17 protein-coding genes are annotated in these 15,712 nt (G+C 67.0%); 10 read left to right on the forward strand and 7 right to left on the reverse strand.

What is annotated here, in order from left to right; translation table 11 throughout:
* The first annotated feature begins 148 nt into the window (after positions 1-148).
* Positions 149-979, forward strand: coding sequence for a DNA-binding transcriptional regulator (locus AC1DKV_RS11560; RefSeq protein ID WP_441619824.1), 831 nt, complete (start codon positions 149-151; stop codon positions 977-979).
* A gap of 118 nt (positions 980-1,097) precedes the next feature.
* On the opposite strand, the gene msrA is transcribed toward AC1DKV_RS11560, so the two are convergent.
* Positions 1,098-1,616 (reverse strand): peptide-methionine (S)-S-oxide reductase MsrA, encoded by a 519-nt coding sequence (msrA, locus tag AC1DKV_RS11565; protein ID WP_441619826.1) that lies wholly within the window; start codon positions 1,614-1,616, stop codon positions 1,098-1,100.
* A gap of 666 nt (positions 1,617-2,282) precedes the next feature.
* Here msrA and AC1DKV_RS11570 point away from each other — a divergent pair.
* Positions 2,283-3,452, forward strand: a complete 1,170-nt coding sequence (locus AC1DKV_RS11570; RefSeq protein WP_441619828.1) for a zinc-binding metallopeptidase family protein — start codon at positions 2,283-2,285, stop codon at positions 3,450-3,452.
* A 5-nt stretch (positions 3,453-3,457) separates the two neighbouring features.
* Here AC1DKV_RS11570 and AC1DKV_RS11575 read toward each other — a convergent pair whose 3' ends face one another.
* Positions 3,458-4,393 (reverse strand): LysR family transcriptional regulator, encoded by a 936-nt coding sequence (locus AC1DKV_RS11575; protein ID WP_441619830.1) that lies wholly within the window; start codon positions 4,391-4,393, stop codon positions 3,458-3,460.
* 158 nt (positions 4,394-4,551) lie between these two features.
* On the opposite strand from AC1DKV_RS11575, the gene AC1DKV_RS11580 reads away from it, so the two are divergent.
* From AC1DKV_RS11580 to AC1DKV_RS11590, 3 genes are read left to right on the forward strand one after another with little or no spacing between them, the layout of a single operon-like run.
* Positions 4,552-5,379 (forward strand): dioxygenase family protein, encoded by an 828-nt coding sequence (locus tag AC1DKV_RS11580; protein ID WP_441619832.1) that lies wholly within the window; start codon positions 4,552-4,554, stop codon positions 5,377-5,379.
* Between the two features lie 13 nt (positions 5,380-5,392).
* On the forward strand, positions 5,393-6,160 hold the full coding sequence (locus tag AC1DKV_RS11585) for an alpha/beta hydrolase (RefSeq protein ID WP_441619834.1): 768 nt from the start codon (positions 5,393-5,395) through the stop codon (positions 6,158-6,160).
* Between the two features lie 37 nt (positions 6,161-6,197).
* Positions 6,198-6,635: a rubredoxin gene (locus tag AC1DKV_RS11590; protein ID WP_441619835.1), complete on the forward strand. Its 438-nt coding sequence runs from the start codon at positions 6,198-6,200 to the stop codon at positions 6,633-6,635.
* Positions 6,636-6,700: 65 nt separating this feature from the next.
* Here the strand turns inward: AC1DKV_RS11590 and AC1DKV_RS11595 are convergent, their stop codons facing one another.
* The gene (locus tag AC1DKV_RS11595; protein WP_441619837.1) at positions 6,701-6,964 is read right to left on the reverse strand and encodes a hypothetical protein; all 264 of its coding nucleotides are present in this window, start codon (positions 6,962-6,964) and stop codon (positions 6,701-6,703) included.
* 310 nt (positions 6,965-7,274) lie between these two features.
* Here AC1DKV_RS11595 and AC1DKV_RS11600 point away from each other — a divergent pair, with 310 nt between their 5' ends.
* Positions 7,275-9,008, forward strand: a complete 1,734-nt coding sequence (locus AC1DKV_RS11600) for an MBL fold metallo-hydrolase (RefSeq protein ID WP_441619839.1) — start codon at positions 7,275-7,277, stop codon at positions 9,006-9,008.
* Positions 9,009-9,222: 214 nt separating this feature from the next.
* Here AC1DKV_RS11600 and AC1DKV_RS11605 read toward each other — a convergent pair whose 3' ends face one another.
* Together AC1DKV_RS11605 and AC1DKV_RS11610 are read right to left on the reverse strand one after the other, a co-directional pair.
* Positions 9,223-9,789, reverse strand: a complete 567-nt coding sequence (locus AC1DKV_RS11605; RefSeq protein WP_441619841.1) for a TetR/AcrR family transcriptional regulator — start codon at positions 9,787-9,789, stop codon at positions 9,223-9,225.
* Positions 9,790-10,074: 285 nt separating this feature from the next.
* Complete coding sequence (locus AC1DKV_RS11610) at positions 10,075-10,707, reverse strand: copper resistance protein CopQ (protein WP_477137607.1); 633 nt, start codon at positions 10,705-10,707, stop codon at positions 10,075-10,077.
* 536 nt (positions 10,708-11,243) lie between these two features.
* Between AC1DKV_RS11610 and AC1DKV_RS11615 the strand changes: the two genes are divergently transcribed.
* From AC1DKV_RS11615 to AC1DKV_RS11625, 3 genes are all read left to right on the forward strand, one after another.
* Positions 11,244-11,567 (forward strand): hypothetical protein, encoded by a 324-nt coding sequence (locus AC1DKV_RS11615; RefSeq protein ID WP_441623585.1) that lies wholly within the window; start codon positions 11,244-11,246, stop codon positions 11,565-11,567.
* Positions 11,568-12,077: 510 nt separating this feature from the next.
* On the forward strand, positions 12,078-12,518 hold the full coding sequence (locus AC1DKV_RS11620) for a MarR family winged helix-turn-helix transcriptional regulator (protein ID WP_441623587.1): 441 nt from the start codon (positions 12,078-12,080) through the stop codon (positions 12,516-12,518).
* A 45-nt stretch (positions 12,519-12,563) separates the two neighbouring features.
* Positions 12,564-12,809, forward strand: coding sequence for a hypothetical protein (locus tag AC1DKV_RS11625; RefSeq protein ID WP_441623589.1), 246 nt, complete (start codon positions 12,564-12,566; stop codon positions 12,807-12,809).
* Positions 12,810-12,857: 48 nt separating this feature from the next.
* Here AC1DKV_RS11625 and AC1DKV_RS11630 read toward each other — a convergent pair whose 3' ends face one another.
* Positions 12,858-13,727, reverse strand: coding sequence for an FAD synthetase family protein (locus AC1DKV_RS11630; RefSeq protein WP_441623591.1), 870 nt, complete (start codon positions 13,725-13,727; stop codon positions 12,858-12,860).
* Positions 13,728-13,892: 165 nt separating this feature from the next.
* A complete protein-coding gene (locus AC1DKV_RS11635; RefSeq protein WP_441643257.1) occupies positions 13,893-14,840 on the reverse strand; it encodes a LysR family transcriptional regulator in 948 nt (315 codons plus the stop codon).
* A gap of 196 nt (positions 14,841-15,036) precedes the next feature.
* Here AC1DKV_RS11635 and AC1DKV_RS11640 point away from each other — a divergent pair, with 196 nt between their 5' ends.
* Positions 15,037-15,594, forward strand: coding sequence for a flavin reductase (locus tag AC1DKV_RS11640; RefSeq protein WP_441623595.1), 558 nt, complete (start codon positions 15,037-15,039; stop codon positions 15,592-15,594).
* Positions 15,595-15,712 lie beyond the last annotated feature (118 nt).

Raw genomic sequence — 15,712 nt, forward strand, 5'->3', positions numbered from 1 at the left:
GCTCCTGATTTATCGTCATGTCGGCCCGGGCGGCCGCTGAACTTGCTGATCTGTGTGATGAAGCGAGTCTAGTGACCGGCTTGTCAGGCGACAAAAAAACGTTCAACATGTGCAAGGAATGCACATCGTTGATTTATAAAGGATTTTTGTGCCTGTCTCGACAACGGCAAGATCTTCGACGTATGCCAGCGTGCGCGGCCTGTCGCGCGGGCTGGCGGTATTGCAGGCGCTCAACCGCATGGAGAGCGGGCGCGCCACCGCGCAGCAACTCAGCGAGCAAACCGGCCTGCACCGCACCACGGTGCGCCGCCTGCTGGAGACGCTGATGACCGAAGGCCTGGTGAGGCGCAGCGATTCCGATGAAAGCTACCGGCTGACGCTGCAGGTGCGCGGGCTGAGCGAAGGGTTCACCGATGACGAGTGGATCTCGACGGTGGCCGCGCCGCTGATGGGAGAACTCCTGCAGCGCGTGGCGTGGCCTTCGGACCTTGTCACGCCGGACGGGGACGCGATGATCATCCGCGAGACCACGCATCGCTTCAGTCCGCTGTCGTTCCACCGCGCCATGGTGGGGCGGCGGTTGCCGCTGCTGCTGACGTCGGCCGGGCGTGCCTACCTGGCCTACTGCAGCGAGGTCCAGCGCGAGAACATGCTGAACATGTTGCGTGCGGGCGCGGGCGGTGCCGAACAGGCCGCCCTGGCCAACGATGCAGTCTTCATACGCAAGCTGGTGGAACGCGTGCGTGCCGACGGCTTCAGCACCAATCGCGGCGACTGGGCCGAGCAAAGGAAGATCGGCGGGCTGGCCGTACCGCTGCGGCACGGCGAGCGCGTGCTGGGCAGCCTCAATGTCGTGTATCTGTCGGCTGCCATCGACGCGCAGGAAGCCATCCGGCGTTTTGCCGGGCCGCTTCAGGAAATCGCGGCGAAGATCGAAGCCGCGCTAGGCGAAGTCCTGCGCCGCGGCGAAGCCGACTGAGTGCCACGCACCCATGCCGGCCCGGCGGCCTTCGCAAAGGCGCCCTGGGCCGCCTTCATGCACCTTCACGGTTCTTCATGCGCCTGAAGGTGCCGTAGCTGTATCTGTAGCCGCGGCCTCAGCCGCCGGCCCCGGCCTTTGCCGGCAGCCGCCAGTTCGGCCGGACGAAGTGACAGGTATAGCCCGAAGGGTAGCGTTCGAGGTAATCCTGGTGTTCCGGCTCCGCCTCCCAGAACGGTCCCGCCGGGGCCAGTTCCGTTGCGACCTTGCCCGGCCAGACTCCCGACGCGTCGACATCCGCGATGGTGGCTTCGGCTACCTGCTTCTGCTTGTCGTCCGCGTAGAAGATCGCCGAGCGATAGCTCGTGCCGACATCGTTGCCCTGACGGTTGCGCGTGGTCGGGTCATGGATCTGGAAGAAGAATTCCAGGATCTGGCGGTAGCTGATCTTCTGCGGATCGAAGACGATCTCGATCGCCTCGGCATGCGTGCCGTGGCTCCTGTAGGTAGCGTTGGCGACGTCGCCGCCGCTATAGCCGACGCGCGTGGCGAGCACGCCGGGATAGCGGCGCAGCAAATCCTGCATGCCCCAGAAGCAGCCGCCCGCAAGGATGGCTTTTTCCTTTGCCATGGTCATTCGATACTCCCCTTGCCGAAGTTGAGAAAACAGGCGGCCATGATCTCACGCCGGACGGCTTTCTGCCGGCCCTCCCGCCCCCCGCCGCGGCCACCTCTTTCGTGGCACGCCTCTTGCTCGATCCGGATAGCATGGCGGCAGCGCGCCTTCGGCGACGCCCCCGGCCAGCCATGCACAAGCCACAGCAAACGGAGATGACCATGAATCCCCCGCATGGAGTGCGGAGCCCGGCGGAACGCGGCGGCTCCCGGCAACGAAACCATATCGAACAGCCCGGTGAAGGCCGCAAGACCGCCCAGCCCGGCCAGCGGGACCCGCAGAGCACGCAGCCGGCCGACCGCACCGCCAGGACCGGCAGGGATTCCCCCCAGCAATAGCATCGATAAGCTGCGATAGCCGCGATCGCTGCCGGGCCACCCGACGACCCGGCTGCGCGATCTTGGCCCACGCGGTTGTAACGCCGCCATGTAAAACTTGCAGCCCGGACTTGGCGTGCCGGCTGGTGCCGGCCTTTTGCCCGGCGGACGTGACATGCGCTGGCGGCACACGCGGCACACGCGGCACACTTGCGGCAAGATCGGCCGGAGGGTACGAACGGCACCGGCTGCTTGGCGGTGCGGCCGGATCGGCAGGGTCGCAGGGTCACAAGGATCACAGGGACGAGCCATGAAGACTTTCCACTGCGGAAAATGCAGCAACCTGGTGTTCTTCGAGAACGTGTCCTGCGAGCGGTGCAATGCCTTGCTCGGCTATGTCCCGGCGATTTCGCAGGTGTGCGCGTTCGAGCCTGCCGGCGACGGGCTCTGGCGCTGCCTGAACGAGGGGGCCGACGGCGCGCTCTACAAGCAGTGCCACAACTACGCGGTCCAGGATGTCTGCAACTGGATGATTCCGGCGGATTCCGAGGACACGCTTTGCGAGTCGTGCGAACTGACCCGCACGACGCCGTTCCTGGCGACGCCGAACAACCGCCTCTACTGGTGGCGGCTGGAGACGGCGAAACGGCGGGCGCTCTACACGCTGGCCGCGCTCGGCCTGCCGGTGGTTTCGCGCGAAGCCGATCCGGAGGGCGGCCTGCAGTTCGATTTCCTCGAGGACGTCGGCGACGAGCGCGTGATGACGGGCCACGACAACGGGCTCATCACCATGAATATCGCGGAGGCCGACGACGCGCACCGGGAGAAGACCCGCTCGGAGATGGGCGAGCCCTACCGCACGCTGCTCGGCCACTTCCGGCACGAGATCGGCCACTACTATTTCGACCGGCTGGTTGCCGGCACGCACTGGATCGTGCCGTTCCGCGCCTTGTTCGGCGATGAGCGCGTGGACTACGCCGACACGCTGGCGGCGCATTACGAGCAAGGCGCGACGGACGGCTGGGAGCAGGCGCACGTGAGCGCCTACGCGGCCATGCATCCGTGGGAGGACTGGGCGGAGACATGGGCGCACTACCTCCATATCGTCGATACGGTGGACACCGCCGCGGCCTGCGGGCTGGCGCTCAAGCCGAGTACCGCCGGGGAGCCCGTACTGACGGACCAGACGCCGGTGGAGGAATCCAGCTTCGATAGCCTGATGAACCGCTGGTATCCGCTGACCTATGTACTCAACAGCCTGAACCGCAGCCTGGGCCTTGCCGACGGCTACCCGTTCGCGCTCTCGCCGAAGGCGGTCGAGAAGCTGCGCTTCGTGCATGACGTGGTGTCCGCCGGACCACAGCCGAAGGTGGCCGCGGCGCCTGAGGCGATCGTTGCGGAAGCCGCAGCCACTGCAGCCACTGCAGCCACTGCGGCCACTGCGGCCACATCGGTCACGGCAGCGGGCGCCGCCGGGTAGTCCGGCTAGCCCGGCCCCGCCGAAGAAGCGTCGCCGCCCGGCCCGCTCTCCCACGACACACTGGCGAATGCCTGCACAAGGTAGTCCACCAGCCGCCGCACCTTGAGCGGCAGCTGCTTGCGCGTCGGGTAGACGGCGTAGACCCCCAGTTCGCCCGCCCGATATGCCGGCATCAGCTCGACCAGCGCGCCGCTGCGCAAGTCTTCCTGCAGCAGGAAACTGGGTTGCAGCATGATGCCGCCGTGCGCCAGCGCGATGGCGCGGCAGGTGTCGCCGTTGTTGGCATAGACGCGCGCGCGGGTGCTCACGCTCACCTTGCCATCCGGGCCTTCGAAGTGCCATTCGTCGCGGCCGGACCAGTTGGCGTATGCCAGCACGCGGTGCTTCGCCAGTTCATGCGGATGGCGCGGCTCGCCGTGCCGCTGCAGGTAGGCCGGCGAGGCGCACAGGGTCATGCGGGTGCCGGCAAGCCGGCGGCTGATCAGTGCCGAACTTGGCATATCTCCGATGCGCACGGCCATGTCATAGCCTTCGTCGACCAGGTCCACCACGCGATCGTTGAGGGTAATGTCCAGATCGACCTGCGGATGCGCTTCCATGAAGGCGCTCCACAGCGGCGCGAGATGCATGATGCCGAAGGTCAGCGGCACGTTGATGCGGATCAGCCCGCTCGGCTCGCGCGTGCGCGAGGTGATCTCGGCTTCGGCATCGTCCAGCGCGCCGAGCACTTCCTTGGCACGCTGGTAGAAGATCCTGCCTTCCTCGGTCAGCGACAGGCGGCGGGTGGTGCGCTGCAACAGCCGCACGCCCAGACGCTGCTCCAGCGCATCCACATGGCGCGACACCGCGGCCTTCGACATGCGCAGGCCCTCCACCGCTCCGACAAAGCTGCCCGCCTCGACCACCGCGGCGAACACACTCATTTCCAGGGCCCGGTCCATGGCGTCCTCGTCTCTTGATTCGATTGTCCCGATTTTCGAGACTATATATCACATGGATTGCCGTTTATCGTGGCCAGCGAAGCTAATACACTTGCGCCATCGAAATCGGCCATGACGCCCGCGCAAGCCGGCGTGCCGCGGCCCATCGGAGCGTATTCATGTCAGCCGCACTTCCCGCCCTGTTCGTTTCGCACGGCGCACCCACCTTTGCCATCGAGCCTGGCCTGGCAGGCCCGCAACTGACCGCGCTAGGCCGCGCCCTGCCCACGCCGAAGGCCGTGCTGGTGGTGTCGCCACACTGGATGACGCGCGGCGGCGTTGGCGTGACGACCACCGAACGCCCGGAAACCATCCACGATTTCGGCGGCTTCCCCCCGGCCTTGTACGCGCTGCGCTATCCGGTGGCGGGGCATCCCGACCTGGCCATGCGCACCGTGGCCCTGCTGGGCGAGGCCGGCATCCCTGCCCGTGCCGATCCGCAGCGCGGCCTGGACCATGGCGCCTGGGTGCCGGTCCGGCATCTGTACCCGGATGCCCATGTGCCAGTGTTCCAGGTCTCGCTGCCCCAGCCGCTGGACCCGGCCGGCGCACTGGCGCTGGGGCGCGCGCTCGCGCCGCTGCGTGACCAGGGCGTGCTGATCGTGGCCTCGGGCAGCATGACGCACAACCTCTACGAGTTCCGCGGCCGCGACGGCACCGATGCGCCCTACGTCGCCAGGTTCACGGCCTGGGTGCGCGAAGCCGTACGCAAGGCCATGCAGGACGGCGATACCGCCGCGTTGCTCGACTATCGGCGGCTGGCGCCGGATGCCGCCCGCGCGCATCCCACCGACGAGCATTTCCTGCCGCTGCTGGTGGCCGTCGGCGCGGCCGTGGCCGGCGAAGCGCTGCAGGTGATCGACGGCGGCATCGACTACGGCGTGTTGTCGATGGAGTCCTATGTCTTCGGCCAGCCGCAGGCCGCCGCCGCGCCGGTCGCGGCCTGACCAAGGAGATCCCATGCTGCCAGGCAGTGCCGAGATCGGCCCCCAGACCGAAGATTCCGCCAGCGGGCTGCGCTACCGTCTGCGTCAGGCCCACCCTGCCGCCGCACCCGCAGGTCGCCTGATCCTGCTGCACGGCGTCGGCAGCAACGAGACCAGCCTCGCCGGCCTGGCCGCGCTGACCGATCCGCGCGTGCAGGTCGTGCTCGTGCGCGGGCCGCTCACGTTCGCGCCGGGCCAGTATGGCTTCTTCGAAGTCAGTTTCCAGGGCGGCGCGCCCGCCATCGACGCCGCGCAAGCGGACCGCAGCCGCCGCCAGCTGATCACGCTGGTGCGGGCCCTGCATGCGCTGGACCGCGCGGAGGGCGCGGAAGATGACGCACCGCCCGTGCGCACGGTGATCGGCGGCTTCAGCCAGGGAGGCATCATGAGCGCCGGCGTGGCGCTCAGCGCGCCCGCCGACGTGACCGGCTTCGCCGTGCTGAGCGGCCGCATCCTGCCCGAGATCGAACCCCATATCGCGCCTCGCGCGGCGCTCGCCGGCTTGTCCGCGTTCATCGCCCATGGCGAATTCGACAACAAGCTGCCCGTGACCTGGGCGCAACGCGCCGGCCAGTGGCTGGATGCACTCGGCGTCGCGCACAGCTTGCGGCGCTACCCGATCGGCCACGAACTGAACGAGAATGTCGTCGCCGATTTCCAGCAATGGCTGGCCGGGCCGCTGGGGCTATCCGACCCGGGCAGGGGTCGCTCCACCGCCAATTCCGCTCCGCCCCGCGCGTGACCTGCCACCGGGCGGCCGCGCATTCATTTCCATAGGCATGTACAAGAAAGGCACCGCAGTAGAACTGCAGTTTTCCCCCGCGCGCTTGAACGACGGTGCGGGAGACCCGTACTGGATCGACCTCACCGCCGAAGAGGCGCAACGGCTCCTGACCCTGCTGCAGGAAAAGCTGGCCGCACCCGGGCAAGGCACGGCCGCGCCGCTGGTATTCAGCCTGGACGAGCCCGCTGTCGCGGCTGCGCCCGCGCCGGCTGCGACGCAAGACGCCGCCGTGGAGCAAGAACCGACGTCGCCCTCCAACGCCATCGAGTTCAGGCAGTGGGTGTGCATCATCTGCGGCTGGGTCTATGACGAAGCCGCCGGGCTGCCCGAGGAAGGGATTGCGCCCGGCACGCGCTGGGAGGATATCCCCGATGACTGGCGCTGCCCGTTGTGCGACGTCGGCAAGGAGGACTTCGCGATGGTGGCCTTCTAGGCAGTCCAGCCAGGCCGGGCCGGCAGCGCACCCTGTGCCGCCTGGCCTGCCGCCTGCCCTGCCGCCTAGAGCGAGTCCACCAGGCTGCGCACCACCTCGGCCAGCCGGGCGGCGCGGGCGCGCCCCTTCTGGTCCAGGTCCAGCGCGCCGCCGGCGGCCAGCGCCTGCAGGCCGAAGGCGGCGTCCGTCATATCGCGCCACGACGGATGATCGGCATGCATGGCGCCCAGGGCATGGGCCCCCGCGGCCAGGCGGCCGTGGTCCGGCTGCAGGCCGGCCGCCAGGTCTTCCAGGACTTCGGCTGCATCGATCAGGCCTTTGCGGTTCATCTTCCCTCCTCCCGTGGATCCGGCCGGATCGGCGCCGGCTTTTGACTGCATGTTAGGCGGCAAAGCATGCCTCCGCCTTTATCGATTCCCCGGACCACTGCGGACAGACGCGGCGGCCCCGCCTTCTCGCGCGCCAGCCGGGACATCGCCGAGGCGCGCCGGGCCCGGCATGCGCGAGCCGGCGCCGTGGCACCACACATTACATGGCAAGGCATCGCGAGCCATGTCTCGCTTTCCCTCGGTGGCATAACCGGGCGATGCCGCTACACTATGGCCTGACCCTGCCAGCACACCGAGACATCCGCCAGACATGAGCGAAGAACAAAAGAGCGGCAACGCCCCACATTCCGTACCCAGATCCCCCCCGGCATCACGTCCCTCCTCCCTGCGTCACGCAGCCAGCATCCTGGTCGTGCGCGACGGTGCCAAAGGCATGGAAGTCCTGATGGTGCGCCGTCCCGAGCGCAACGACGATCGCAGCAGCGGCGCCTTCGTCTTTCCCGGCGGCACGCTGGACCCCCAGGACCGGAGCCTGCATGCATTCTGTGCCGGCCTGGACGACGCGGCGGCAAGCCAGCGCCTCGGCGTCCCCGACGGCGGACTGGACTTCTACCTCGCGGCAGTGCGCGAATGCTTCGAAGAAGCCGGCCTGCTGTTCGCAAGCGATTCCGCCGGCACGCTGGTCGGGCTCGATGCGCTGCAGGCGCGCGATGCGCAACAGCATGGCTGGCTGCGCCAGTCCGCCCGCAGCGGCGGGCCCGGCATGGCGCAGATCTGCGAGCGCCTCGACGTGCGCCTGGCGGTGGACCGCCTCGCCTATCACAGCCACTGGCTCACGCCGCCCGGCCTGCCCAAGCGCTTCGATACCCGCTTTTTCGTCGCCCTGGCGCCGGCAGGCCAGACTGCCGTGCACGATGGCGATGAAGCGATGGAGCATATCTGGGTGCGCCCGAGCGACGCCCTCGACGCCGCCAAGGGCTACAAGTTCGTGCCGGTGACCCGGCGCACGCTCACCGCGATTGCCCGCTTCGAGACGGCGCAAGCGTGCTTCGACCATGCCGCGCAGCTGCGTGGCGTGGCGCGCATCATGCCGCGCCTGGCCCAGGGCAGCGGTGGCTTGCGCCCCGTGCTGCCGAGCGAGCCGCCCTATGCCGAGATCGAGCGCATCGACCCGCATGGAGAAGGCCATGCTCGCTACGAGCTGGCGACCGGCCTGGCCATGCGCCTGTCCGACCGCGTATGGCGCGTGACCGCCGGCAACGGCAGCGTGATGACGGGTCCCGGCACCAACACCTATTTCGTGGGCGATCCCGCCACCAACGAATGGGCGGTGATCGACCCGGGCCCGGACGACGAGGCTCACCTGGCCGCCGTGCTAGCCGCGGCGCCCGGACCGGTGCGCTGGATCCTGGCCACCCATACCCACCTCGACCACTCCCCGGGCACGCCGAAGCTGAAGGCCTCCACCGGCGCGCCCGTGCTCGGCCGGCCCGCGCCGGACACACCGCGCCAGGACCAGACCTTCCGGCCGGACCGCGTCCTGGAGCACGGCGAACGGCTGGCGCTGGGCGGGGACTGCACCCTGCGCGTAGTCCACACGCCGGGCCATGCCTCCAATCACCTGTGCTTCCTGCTGGAGGAGGAAAAAACCCTGTTCACCGGCGACCACGTGATGCAGGGTTCCACCGTTGTCATCAATCCGCCCGACGGCGACATGCACGCCTACCTGGCATCGCTGGCCGCGTTGCAGCAGGAGGACCTGGAGTGGCTGGCGCCGGGACACGGGTTCCTGATGGCAAAGCCAGCCGATGCGATCCGCACGCTGATCCGGCACCGGCTGCAGCGCGAGGCCAAGGTGCTGAACGCGCTGCGTGACCTTGGCGACAGTGCGCTCGAAGTCCTGCTGCTGCGCGTGTACGACGATGTGCCGGAGCGCATGCTGCCGGTGGCACAGCGCTCCCTGCTCGCGCACCTGAACAAACTGGTCGTCGACGGGGCTGTGGTGGAGGATGGCGGGTTCTGGCGCGCGGTGGAACGCAAGTAGCGTGAGTCTTGCCGGAGGCGCCCGCGCGCGCCGCAAATGAAAAAAGGCTGTCGGGGTTCAGCGCCTGAACTCCGACAACCTTCTTGTCCCGGGTAGTACCGGGCAGGCGACACTACGCAACTCAGCGCCTGCCTTCCTGCTTGTCTGCCGTCCTGCCTGTTTCCCTTCCTGCTTGACTGGCGTGCGAGGTTTGACTCCTAGCCTGGTCTGACTTCTACTCCGACAGCGAAGCCATCAGCAATTGCGCTGCCGCCTCCAGCCGTTCGGGCGCGCCGAACAGGCGTGCCACTACCAGGCCGTTCTGCAAAGCACCGTAGATCACTTGCGCCAGCGCCTTCGGCGGTACCAGGTAGACCTTGTCGTAGTCCTTCTGCGCGCGTTCGATCAACCCCATCAGCCAGTTCTCGTTCATGCGGTAGAACGTCTTGAGCTCGGCGTGTACCGTCTCGGGCAGGCACAGGGTTTCGGTCGACAACATGCCAGCCAGGCAGATCTGGTCACCGCAGGCGGCATTGCGCAGGAAGCTGAGGTACACCTCGGCTTGGGCATGCGGCGGCAGGCTGGCGTCGATGTTGCGGATCCGCTCTGTGACGCGTGCGCTGTATTCCTTCACCGCTTCCAGCACCAGGTCGTCCTTGGCGGGGAAGTAATAGTGGATGCTCGAGGTTTTTACCCCGACCAGCTCGGCAAGATCGCGATAGCTGAAGCCGTTGAAACCACGGCGGCGGATCAGCACCAGCGTATGTTCGAGCAGTTGTTCGCGTACGGATTGCGTTTTCATAGCGTGATCTTATCTATCTGTCGATAGATCCTCAAGCCAATTCCATGTGCAGTCGCAAAAAGCCACCCAGGCTGCTCAGGAAGGCAGCACTTGGGCGACCACCGTGACCATAGAGCCGCTGACCAGGCAGAGCCCGACCCAGCCGACCACGATCAGGAAGCTGTCTCGTAGATTCATCATGCACTCCAGACTAGTAGCAATTGCCAGCCGGACGCCCCACCGGGTGCGATAGCCGGCACTTGCCGGCTACCCCCTGTCGCGATCCGGAACCATCTCCGACTGTGTTCAGGCGTTGGCGCCTTCGGTGAAGACATCGAACTTGCCGGTGCGGGCGCCATCGGTGAAGGCATCGCGGTTGCCGCTGCGGGCGCCATCGGTGAAGGCGTCGCGGCTGCCGTTGCGCGCCGGGCTGGCCGACACGCCGACGCGGTCCAGGCCGGCCACGATACGGGCACCTTCGGTGTACGGGTCGAACTTGCCGGTGCGGGCGCCGTCGGTAAAGGCATCGCGGTTGCCGGTGCGGGCGCCGTCGGTGAAGGCGTCGCGGTTGCCGTTGCGGGCGCCGTCGGTAAAGGCATCGCGGCTGCCGTTGCGCGCCGGGCTGGCCGACACGCCGACGCGGTCCAGGCCGGCCACGATACGGGCACCTTCGGTGTACGGGTCGAACTTGCCGGTGCGGGCACCGTCGGTAAAGGCATCGCGGTTGCCGGTGCGGGCGCCGTCGGTGAAGGCATCGCGGCTGCCGTTGCGGGCGCCGTCGGTGAAAGCGTTGCGGGCGTCGGTGCGGAACACATAGCCGTACTTGTCACCGGCGAAGCTGCTGTCCTTGGGGCCCGAGGCTTGTGCCTGGCCGGCAGCGAAAGCGGCGGCAAGGGTAGCGGCGGTGATGAGGGTCTTGGCGATGAGCTTGGCGTTCATGATGTTCTCCATTTCACTTTGAGGATCCGCGCTTGGGGCGGACATCGAATCGGTAAGGCGCTCTGGAGTCCTTCGCTTCCCCTGGCTGTTATCTACTAGTAGATAGACTGTCTGGCCAAAAAAAACGGGGTGTCCCCGGTACTGCGCTGGATCCTCTTTCCTGCTTCAGCTTTCTTGCTGGGGCGGAGCAGTGGCTTCCATGAGCAGAATATTACCTACTGGTAGATAGATAGTCAAGGAGTTTTCAGAAGAATCTTTGGGAAGCCTCTTACGGAATCGGATCAACGGCCATCCATGCACCGCATGAAACGCTTCAGCCTCCCTTGGTACCCCTTTATATTCCACAAGAGGCACATCAAGCGGTGCCAATGGCGGTTCGCGCATCAAGCAACAAGCACTTACAACGTTTTCCTACGGCCTCCCCGGTTTCGCTCCTACGATTTAACTGTGCGACACACAGCATAGGCTAGGACGACCGTCGGCTAGGCGCCGATGGCTGGTCCCAATGCATTCTGTCATTACTCCTGGAGCAAACGATGCGCAAAGTACTCACAATGACGTTACTGGTCGCCGCCGCTGTGGCCTCTGGCGCGAGCTATGGCCAGCAAAAGAAAGCCGATCCCTACACCGACGGCGCCAAAACCGGCAAATTCGACACTTACACAGACGGCGCGAAATCCGGCAAGTTCGATACCTACACGGACGGTGCCAAGCAATCCACGCGGTCCGACCTGAACGCTACGCAGGGCAAGCGCGATCCGTACACCGACGGCGCCAAGGCTGGCAAGCCCGACCCCTACACCGACGGCGCCAAGGCCGGCAAGCCCGACCCGTACACTGACGGCGCAAAGTCCCAATAAGGGCGTCGCGCTGATCTCGCGGACACCGCGATTCCAGGTTGCATTCTGGATCGCCGCGCGCGCGGCGCGGCGATCCAGGCCTGGCCGCCGGTATTCTTCCGGAGGCCAGGCTTCCTTCTTCCGTCCAATCCCCCTTCCCCAGCCAACCGCCAGCGGCGGATTCGCGCTCGCCGGCGAAGATACGCTCTCGCCGCTCGCGTCTCCGGCCGTGCCCGGCACGACTTCCCTAGCCGGATCGCCGTCTTCGGACAACCCGCGAAGCGGTCGCGCAGGCCCTCGGTTGCGCCACCCCCGGCACCGTCATCGCCATGTTTCGGGGATTCTCCCGCCAGCCGCTTCGCCGGCCGGGCCAGGCGCCGTAGCCAGCGGCACCGGGCATCCAGGTGCCATGACGGCCTCATACTCCGGCACACCCCCCGCCAACGAATGAAACGTAGATTCTGACCTTGCAATTATCTGACTGCGCAAATACTATCCAGACAGCGCAACGACGAACGAGGGGGAAAGACGATGAGGCATTACACCAACGAGAGCTTCAACCTCACGCAAAGTGTCGGGTTCTTCCTCAACAAGGCCCGTAACCTCGTGCTGATGGAAATGGATGCGGCGCTCAAGGAACTGGACATCACCGCCCAGCAAATGGGCATCGTGCTGTCGCTCTCGCGCGGGACGGCGACCACGCCGTTTGAGCTGAGCAAGCTCCTGGTCATCGACTCCGGCCTCATGACCCGCATGCTGGACAAGCTGGAACAGAAGGGATTGCTGGCCCGCTCGCGCAGTATCGAAGACCGCCGCGTGGTCAACCTGGAACTGACCGACAAGGGCCGCGCCGTGGCCGCACGGATTCCCGAGATCGCTCCCGAAGTGCTGAACGCGCGCCTGAAGGATTTCAGCACGGCCGAGTTTGAAGAATTCCTGCGCCTGCTCGACAAGTTCGCGTTCGCGGCCTGAGCTCGGGTTTTTTCAGGCCATTATCTGACAGGTCAGAAAGACTACGTGGCGCGCGGCTCGCTGCAGACCGGCCTGTCCATGCAGGCCGACATGGATACCACCAAGCGTGACCGCGCACAGCCCGGCGCGGTCAGGAAGACCGCATACAGCACCGACGTCTATTGCGGCTACGCCAAGCAGGCCGATGCAGAGATCACCAGCCTCATCACCAGGAACAGCACCGCCGGAGCGCAAGCCCGGTCGGCCACGCTCGCCGCGAAGCCCGCGCCCGCACAGGGTGCGGCCCTGTAAGGGCGCAACGCGGTTGGCGGCAATCATCGCGATGCGCCGCGCGGCCGCTCACGCCGCGGCCAGCTCCTCCACCTGCGCCAGTTCGTTGGCGCGGTGAAAGAAACGCAGCGTCATGCGCTCGCCGCAGGCTGCATCGATGTTTTCGCGCGTGAGCAGGTGCACCGCGCGCATGCCGCCAGCGGATGCCGGGATCACGCGCAGGATCGCCGGAGTCCATGGCAGCGCGCGCCCCGCGCACCGCACCGCGCCGGCGTAGTCGTCCGCGGCCGGCATGCACATGCCTTGCGGCAACATCACCTGCAGCGCCGATGGCGCCTGCGCCGCGGCAACGACACCGCTGATCTCGTGCGGTCGCGCCAGCAGTGCCGCGGCTGCCCTGACTTCGCCAAGCTGGATCAGGCGGCGCGTCTCGCTCGACGAGCAATGATTGCCCGCGACGGCCTCCGCCGGCCCGCGCAGCGGCACGGGCTCCACCGCGAATCCCCACAGCGCCCCGAGCATGCGCAGGTAGTCGACCTTGCCCTTGCGGCCCCGTCCGCATGCGAAATTCTCGCCCACCACCAGCGCGCGCATGCCCAGTTGCCCGGCCAGCGTGGTGCCCACGAAGTCCTCCACGGCCTGCGCGCTGCGCTGCCTGTCGAAGCGCAGGACCAGGCAGGCATCGGCGTCGCCGGTGGCAGCCAGCAGGGCCAGGCGCTCGTCCAGGCTCGACAGCAATGGCGGCGGCCCGTCGGGATGGACCACGGCGCGCGGGTGCGGATCGAACGTCACCACCACGGCGGGCAGCCCGGCCTGCCGGCCGCGCGCGCGCAGCAGCGACAGCACGCGCCGGTGTCCGCGGTGCACGCCGTCGAACATGCCGATGGACACAACCGCGCCGCGTGGCGCGAATTCGCTTGCTTCGGTGATGACTCTCATGGATTCGTCTCCCGCACGGTAGGCATCCGCGTGAACGACCGGGGCAACACGCCCGGGACGCATGCAGCGAATGCTATGGCGTGAAACGCTGCGCTTCCAGCGCGGGCCCGAGCATAAAGACTATAACCGGCGCTCGCCGAAGGGTTTACCTGTAAGGCGTCGCCCCTATTCCGGCCGCGCCGCATCCTGCCGCTGGAACAGCGTGCGCAGCACCGAGCGGATCCACTGGTTGCCCGCCTCGCGGTGCACGCGATCGTGCCAGTACAACGCGATCTCGATGCTGGGCAGCGTCAGCGGCGACTCCACCATTTGCAGCCCCATGTCCCTCGCCAGCACTGTGCCCAGCGTCATCGGCAGCATCACCACTGCATCGGAATGCCTGACGATCATCGCCGCCGCGGTGAACATCGGCACGCGGCAGACGATGTTCTCGCGCGGCACGACAGCCTCCAGCGCGCGCTCGATGGAGAGGTGCTCGTGCCCGGTGCCGGCCGCCGTGACCAGCACGTGTTTCTCCGCCGCGAATTCCGCCAGGTCCGTCGTCGGGCCCAGGCGCGGATGGCCGGCGCGCGTCACCGCCACGTAGCGTTCGCGCCAGAGCGGCTGCCGCCGCACGCCTTGCGTGAGGTTGGGAAACGAGCCGACCGCGATATCCACCAGCCCCGACTCCAGCCACAGGTCGATGTGCTGCGCATCGCAGTTCACGGCCTGCACGCGCACGCGTGGCGCCGCGATGCCGAGGTGGTTGATGATCGGCGGCAGCATCTGCGCCACGCCCGCATCGGTGATGAAAAAACTGAAGGTGCGCTCCGCCTTGGCGGGATCGAACGGCACGTGGTCCGAGCGCAGCGCGCGCATGCGCTCGAGGATGCCGCGCACCGGCTCGGCCAGCGCCAGCGCCTTGGGCGTGGGCTCCATGCGCAGCGCCACGCGCACGAACAGGGGATCGCCGAAATACAGCCGCAGCCGCGCCAGCGTCTTGCTCAGCGCAGGCTGCGTGAGATTGAGCACGCGCGCGGCCTTGGTCAGGCTGCGCTCGGCTAGCAGGACCTCGAATACCTGCAGGTGATGGAGGCCCAGTTCGTCTTCATTCCGCGAAGGAATAGTGTCCATGACTTCGTCTCGATAGTAGAAGGCCGGCATTCCATTTAGTCTACTTTCAACGCACGGCCTTGAACACAGGAAGCCGCGAGATGCGCGCCGGACGCACACACAAAAGCGCACCAGAGACAGACATGCAGTGTTCTTCCCGATGATGGTGCGAAGACTTCCCCAGCATCGGGCAATGTCCACGAAAGGAGGATCTACCATGCCAGGCTTTCCCTTTGCAGCCCACGACACCGCGCATGACCAGACGCCCGACGCGCATCCCGGCATCACGGCGCAGGCCTTCCGCGAAGCACTCGCCAAGGCCGTCACGCCGGTGACCGTGATCGCCACCGACGGTGCTGCCGGCGTGGCCGGTGTCACCTGCTCGGCGGTGTGCTCGGTCTGCGACAACCCGCCCACGGTGCTGGTCTGCATCAACCGCAAGAGCTACGCCAATGCCGTCATCAAGACCAACGGCGTGCTCAGCGTGAACTGGCTGCAGTCCGCGCAGTCCGCCGTGTCGCAAGTGTTCGCCGGGGCCGGTGCGTTGCCCATGCCGGAGCGCTTCGCCAACGGGGACTGGGGCACCTTGCAGACCGGCGCGCCATGCAGCCAGGCCGCCAGCGTGACGCTGGACTGCCGCGTGGCGGAGTCCTACGAGGTCGGCAGCCACAGCATATTCATCGCGCATGTGCTGGCGGCCAGCCACGCCGACGCCGTTTCGCCGCTGGTCTATTGCCAGCGCGCCTATGCCACCACGCAACCCGTCGCTGCCTGAGCGCAGGCGTCTGGCGCGCACAGCCACCGCACCATCACCGCAGCACCAGATCGCATCGCATCCCCGCGAAGTCGATTCACTCAAGTAGAAGACAGCCATGATCCGCACCGGGAAGCAG

The organism is Cupriavidus sp. 05T41, from assembly GCF_056396525.1.

Bases quoted from the DNA above. Each gene is read 5' to 3' on its own strand.
- AC1DKV_RS11570 (WP_441619828.1), top strand. From the start codon at position 2,283: ATGAAGACTTTCCACTGCGGAAAATGCAGCAACCTGGTGTTCTTCGAG.
- AC1DKV_RS11575 (WP_441619830.1), bottom strand. From the start codon at position 4,393: ATGGACCGGGCCCTGGAAATGAGTGTGTTCGCCGCGGTGGTCGAGGCG.
- AC1DKV_RS11630 (WP_441623591.1), bottom strand. From the start codon at position 13,727: ATGAGAGTCATCACCGAAGCAAGCGAATTCGCGCCACGCGGCGCGGTT.
- AC1DKV_RS11610 (WP_477137607.1), bottom strand. From the start codon at position 10,707: ATGAACGCCAAGCTCATCGCCAAGACCCTCATCACCGCCGCTACCCTT.
- AC1DKV_RS11635 (WP_441643257.1), bottom strand. From the start codon at position 14,840: ATGGACACTATTCCTTCGCGGAATGAAGACGAACTGGGCCTCCATCAC.
- AC1DKV_RS11620 (WP_441623587.1), top strand. From the start codon at position 12,078: ATGAGGCATTACACCAACGAGAGCTTCAACCTCACGCAAAGTGTCGGG.
- AC1DKV_RS11615 (WP_441623585.1), top strand. From the start codon at position 11,244: ATGCGCAAAGTACTCACAATGACGTTACTGGTCGCCGCCGCTGTGGCC.
- AC1DKV_RS11595 (WP_441619837.1), bottom strand. From the start codon at position 6,964: ATGAACCGCAAAGGCCTGATCGATGCAGCCGAAGTCCTGGAAGACCTG.
- AC1DKV_RS11590 (WP_441619835.1), top strand. From the start codon at position 6,198: ATGTACAAGAAAGGCACCGCAGTAGAACTGCAGTTTTCCCCCGCGCGC.
- AC1DKV_RS11580 (WP_441619832.1), top strand. From the start codon at position 4,552: ATGTCAGCCGCACTTCCCGCCCTGTTCGTTTCGCACGGCGCACCCACC.
- AC1DKV_RS11600 (WP_441619839.1), top strand. From the start codon at position 7,275: ATGAGCGAAGAACAAAAGAGCGGCAACGCCCCACATTCCGTACCCAGA.
- msrA (WP_441619826.1), bottom strand. From the start codon at position 1,616: ATGACCATGGCAAAGGAAAAAGCCATCCTTGCGGGCGGCTGCTTCTGG.
- AC1DKV_RS11605 (WP_441619841.1), bottom strand. From the start codon at position 9,789: ATGAAAACGCAATCCGTACGCGAACAACTGCTCGAACATACGCTGGTG.
- AC1DKV_RS11585 (WP_441619834.1), top strand. From the start codon at position 5,393: ATGCTGCCAGGCAGTGCCGAGATCGGCCCCCAGACCGAAGATTCCGCC.
- AC1DKV_RS11640 (WP_441623595.1), top strand. From the start codon at position 15,037: ATGCCAGGCTTTCCCTTTGCAGCCCACGACACCGCGCATGACCAGACG.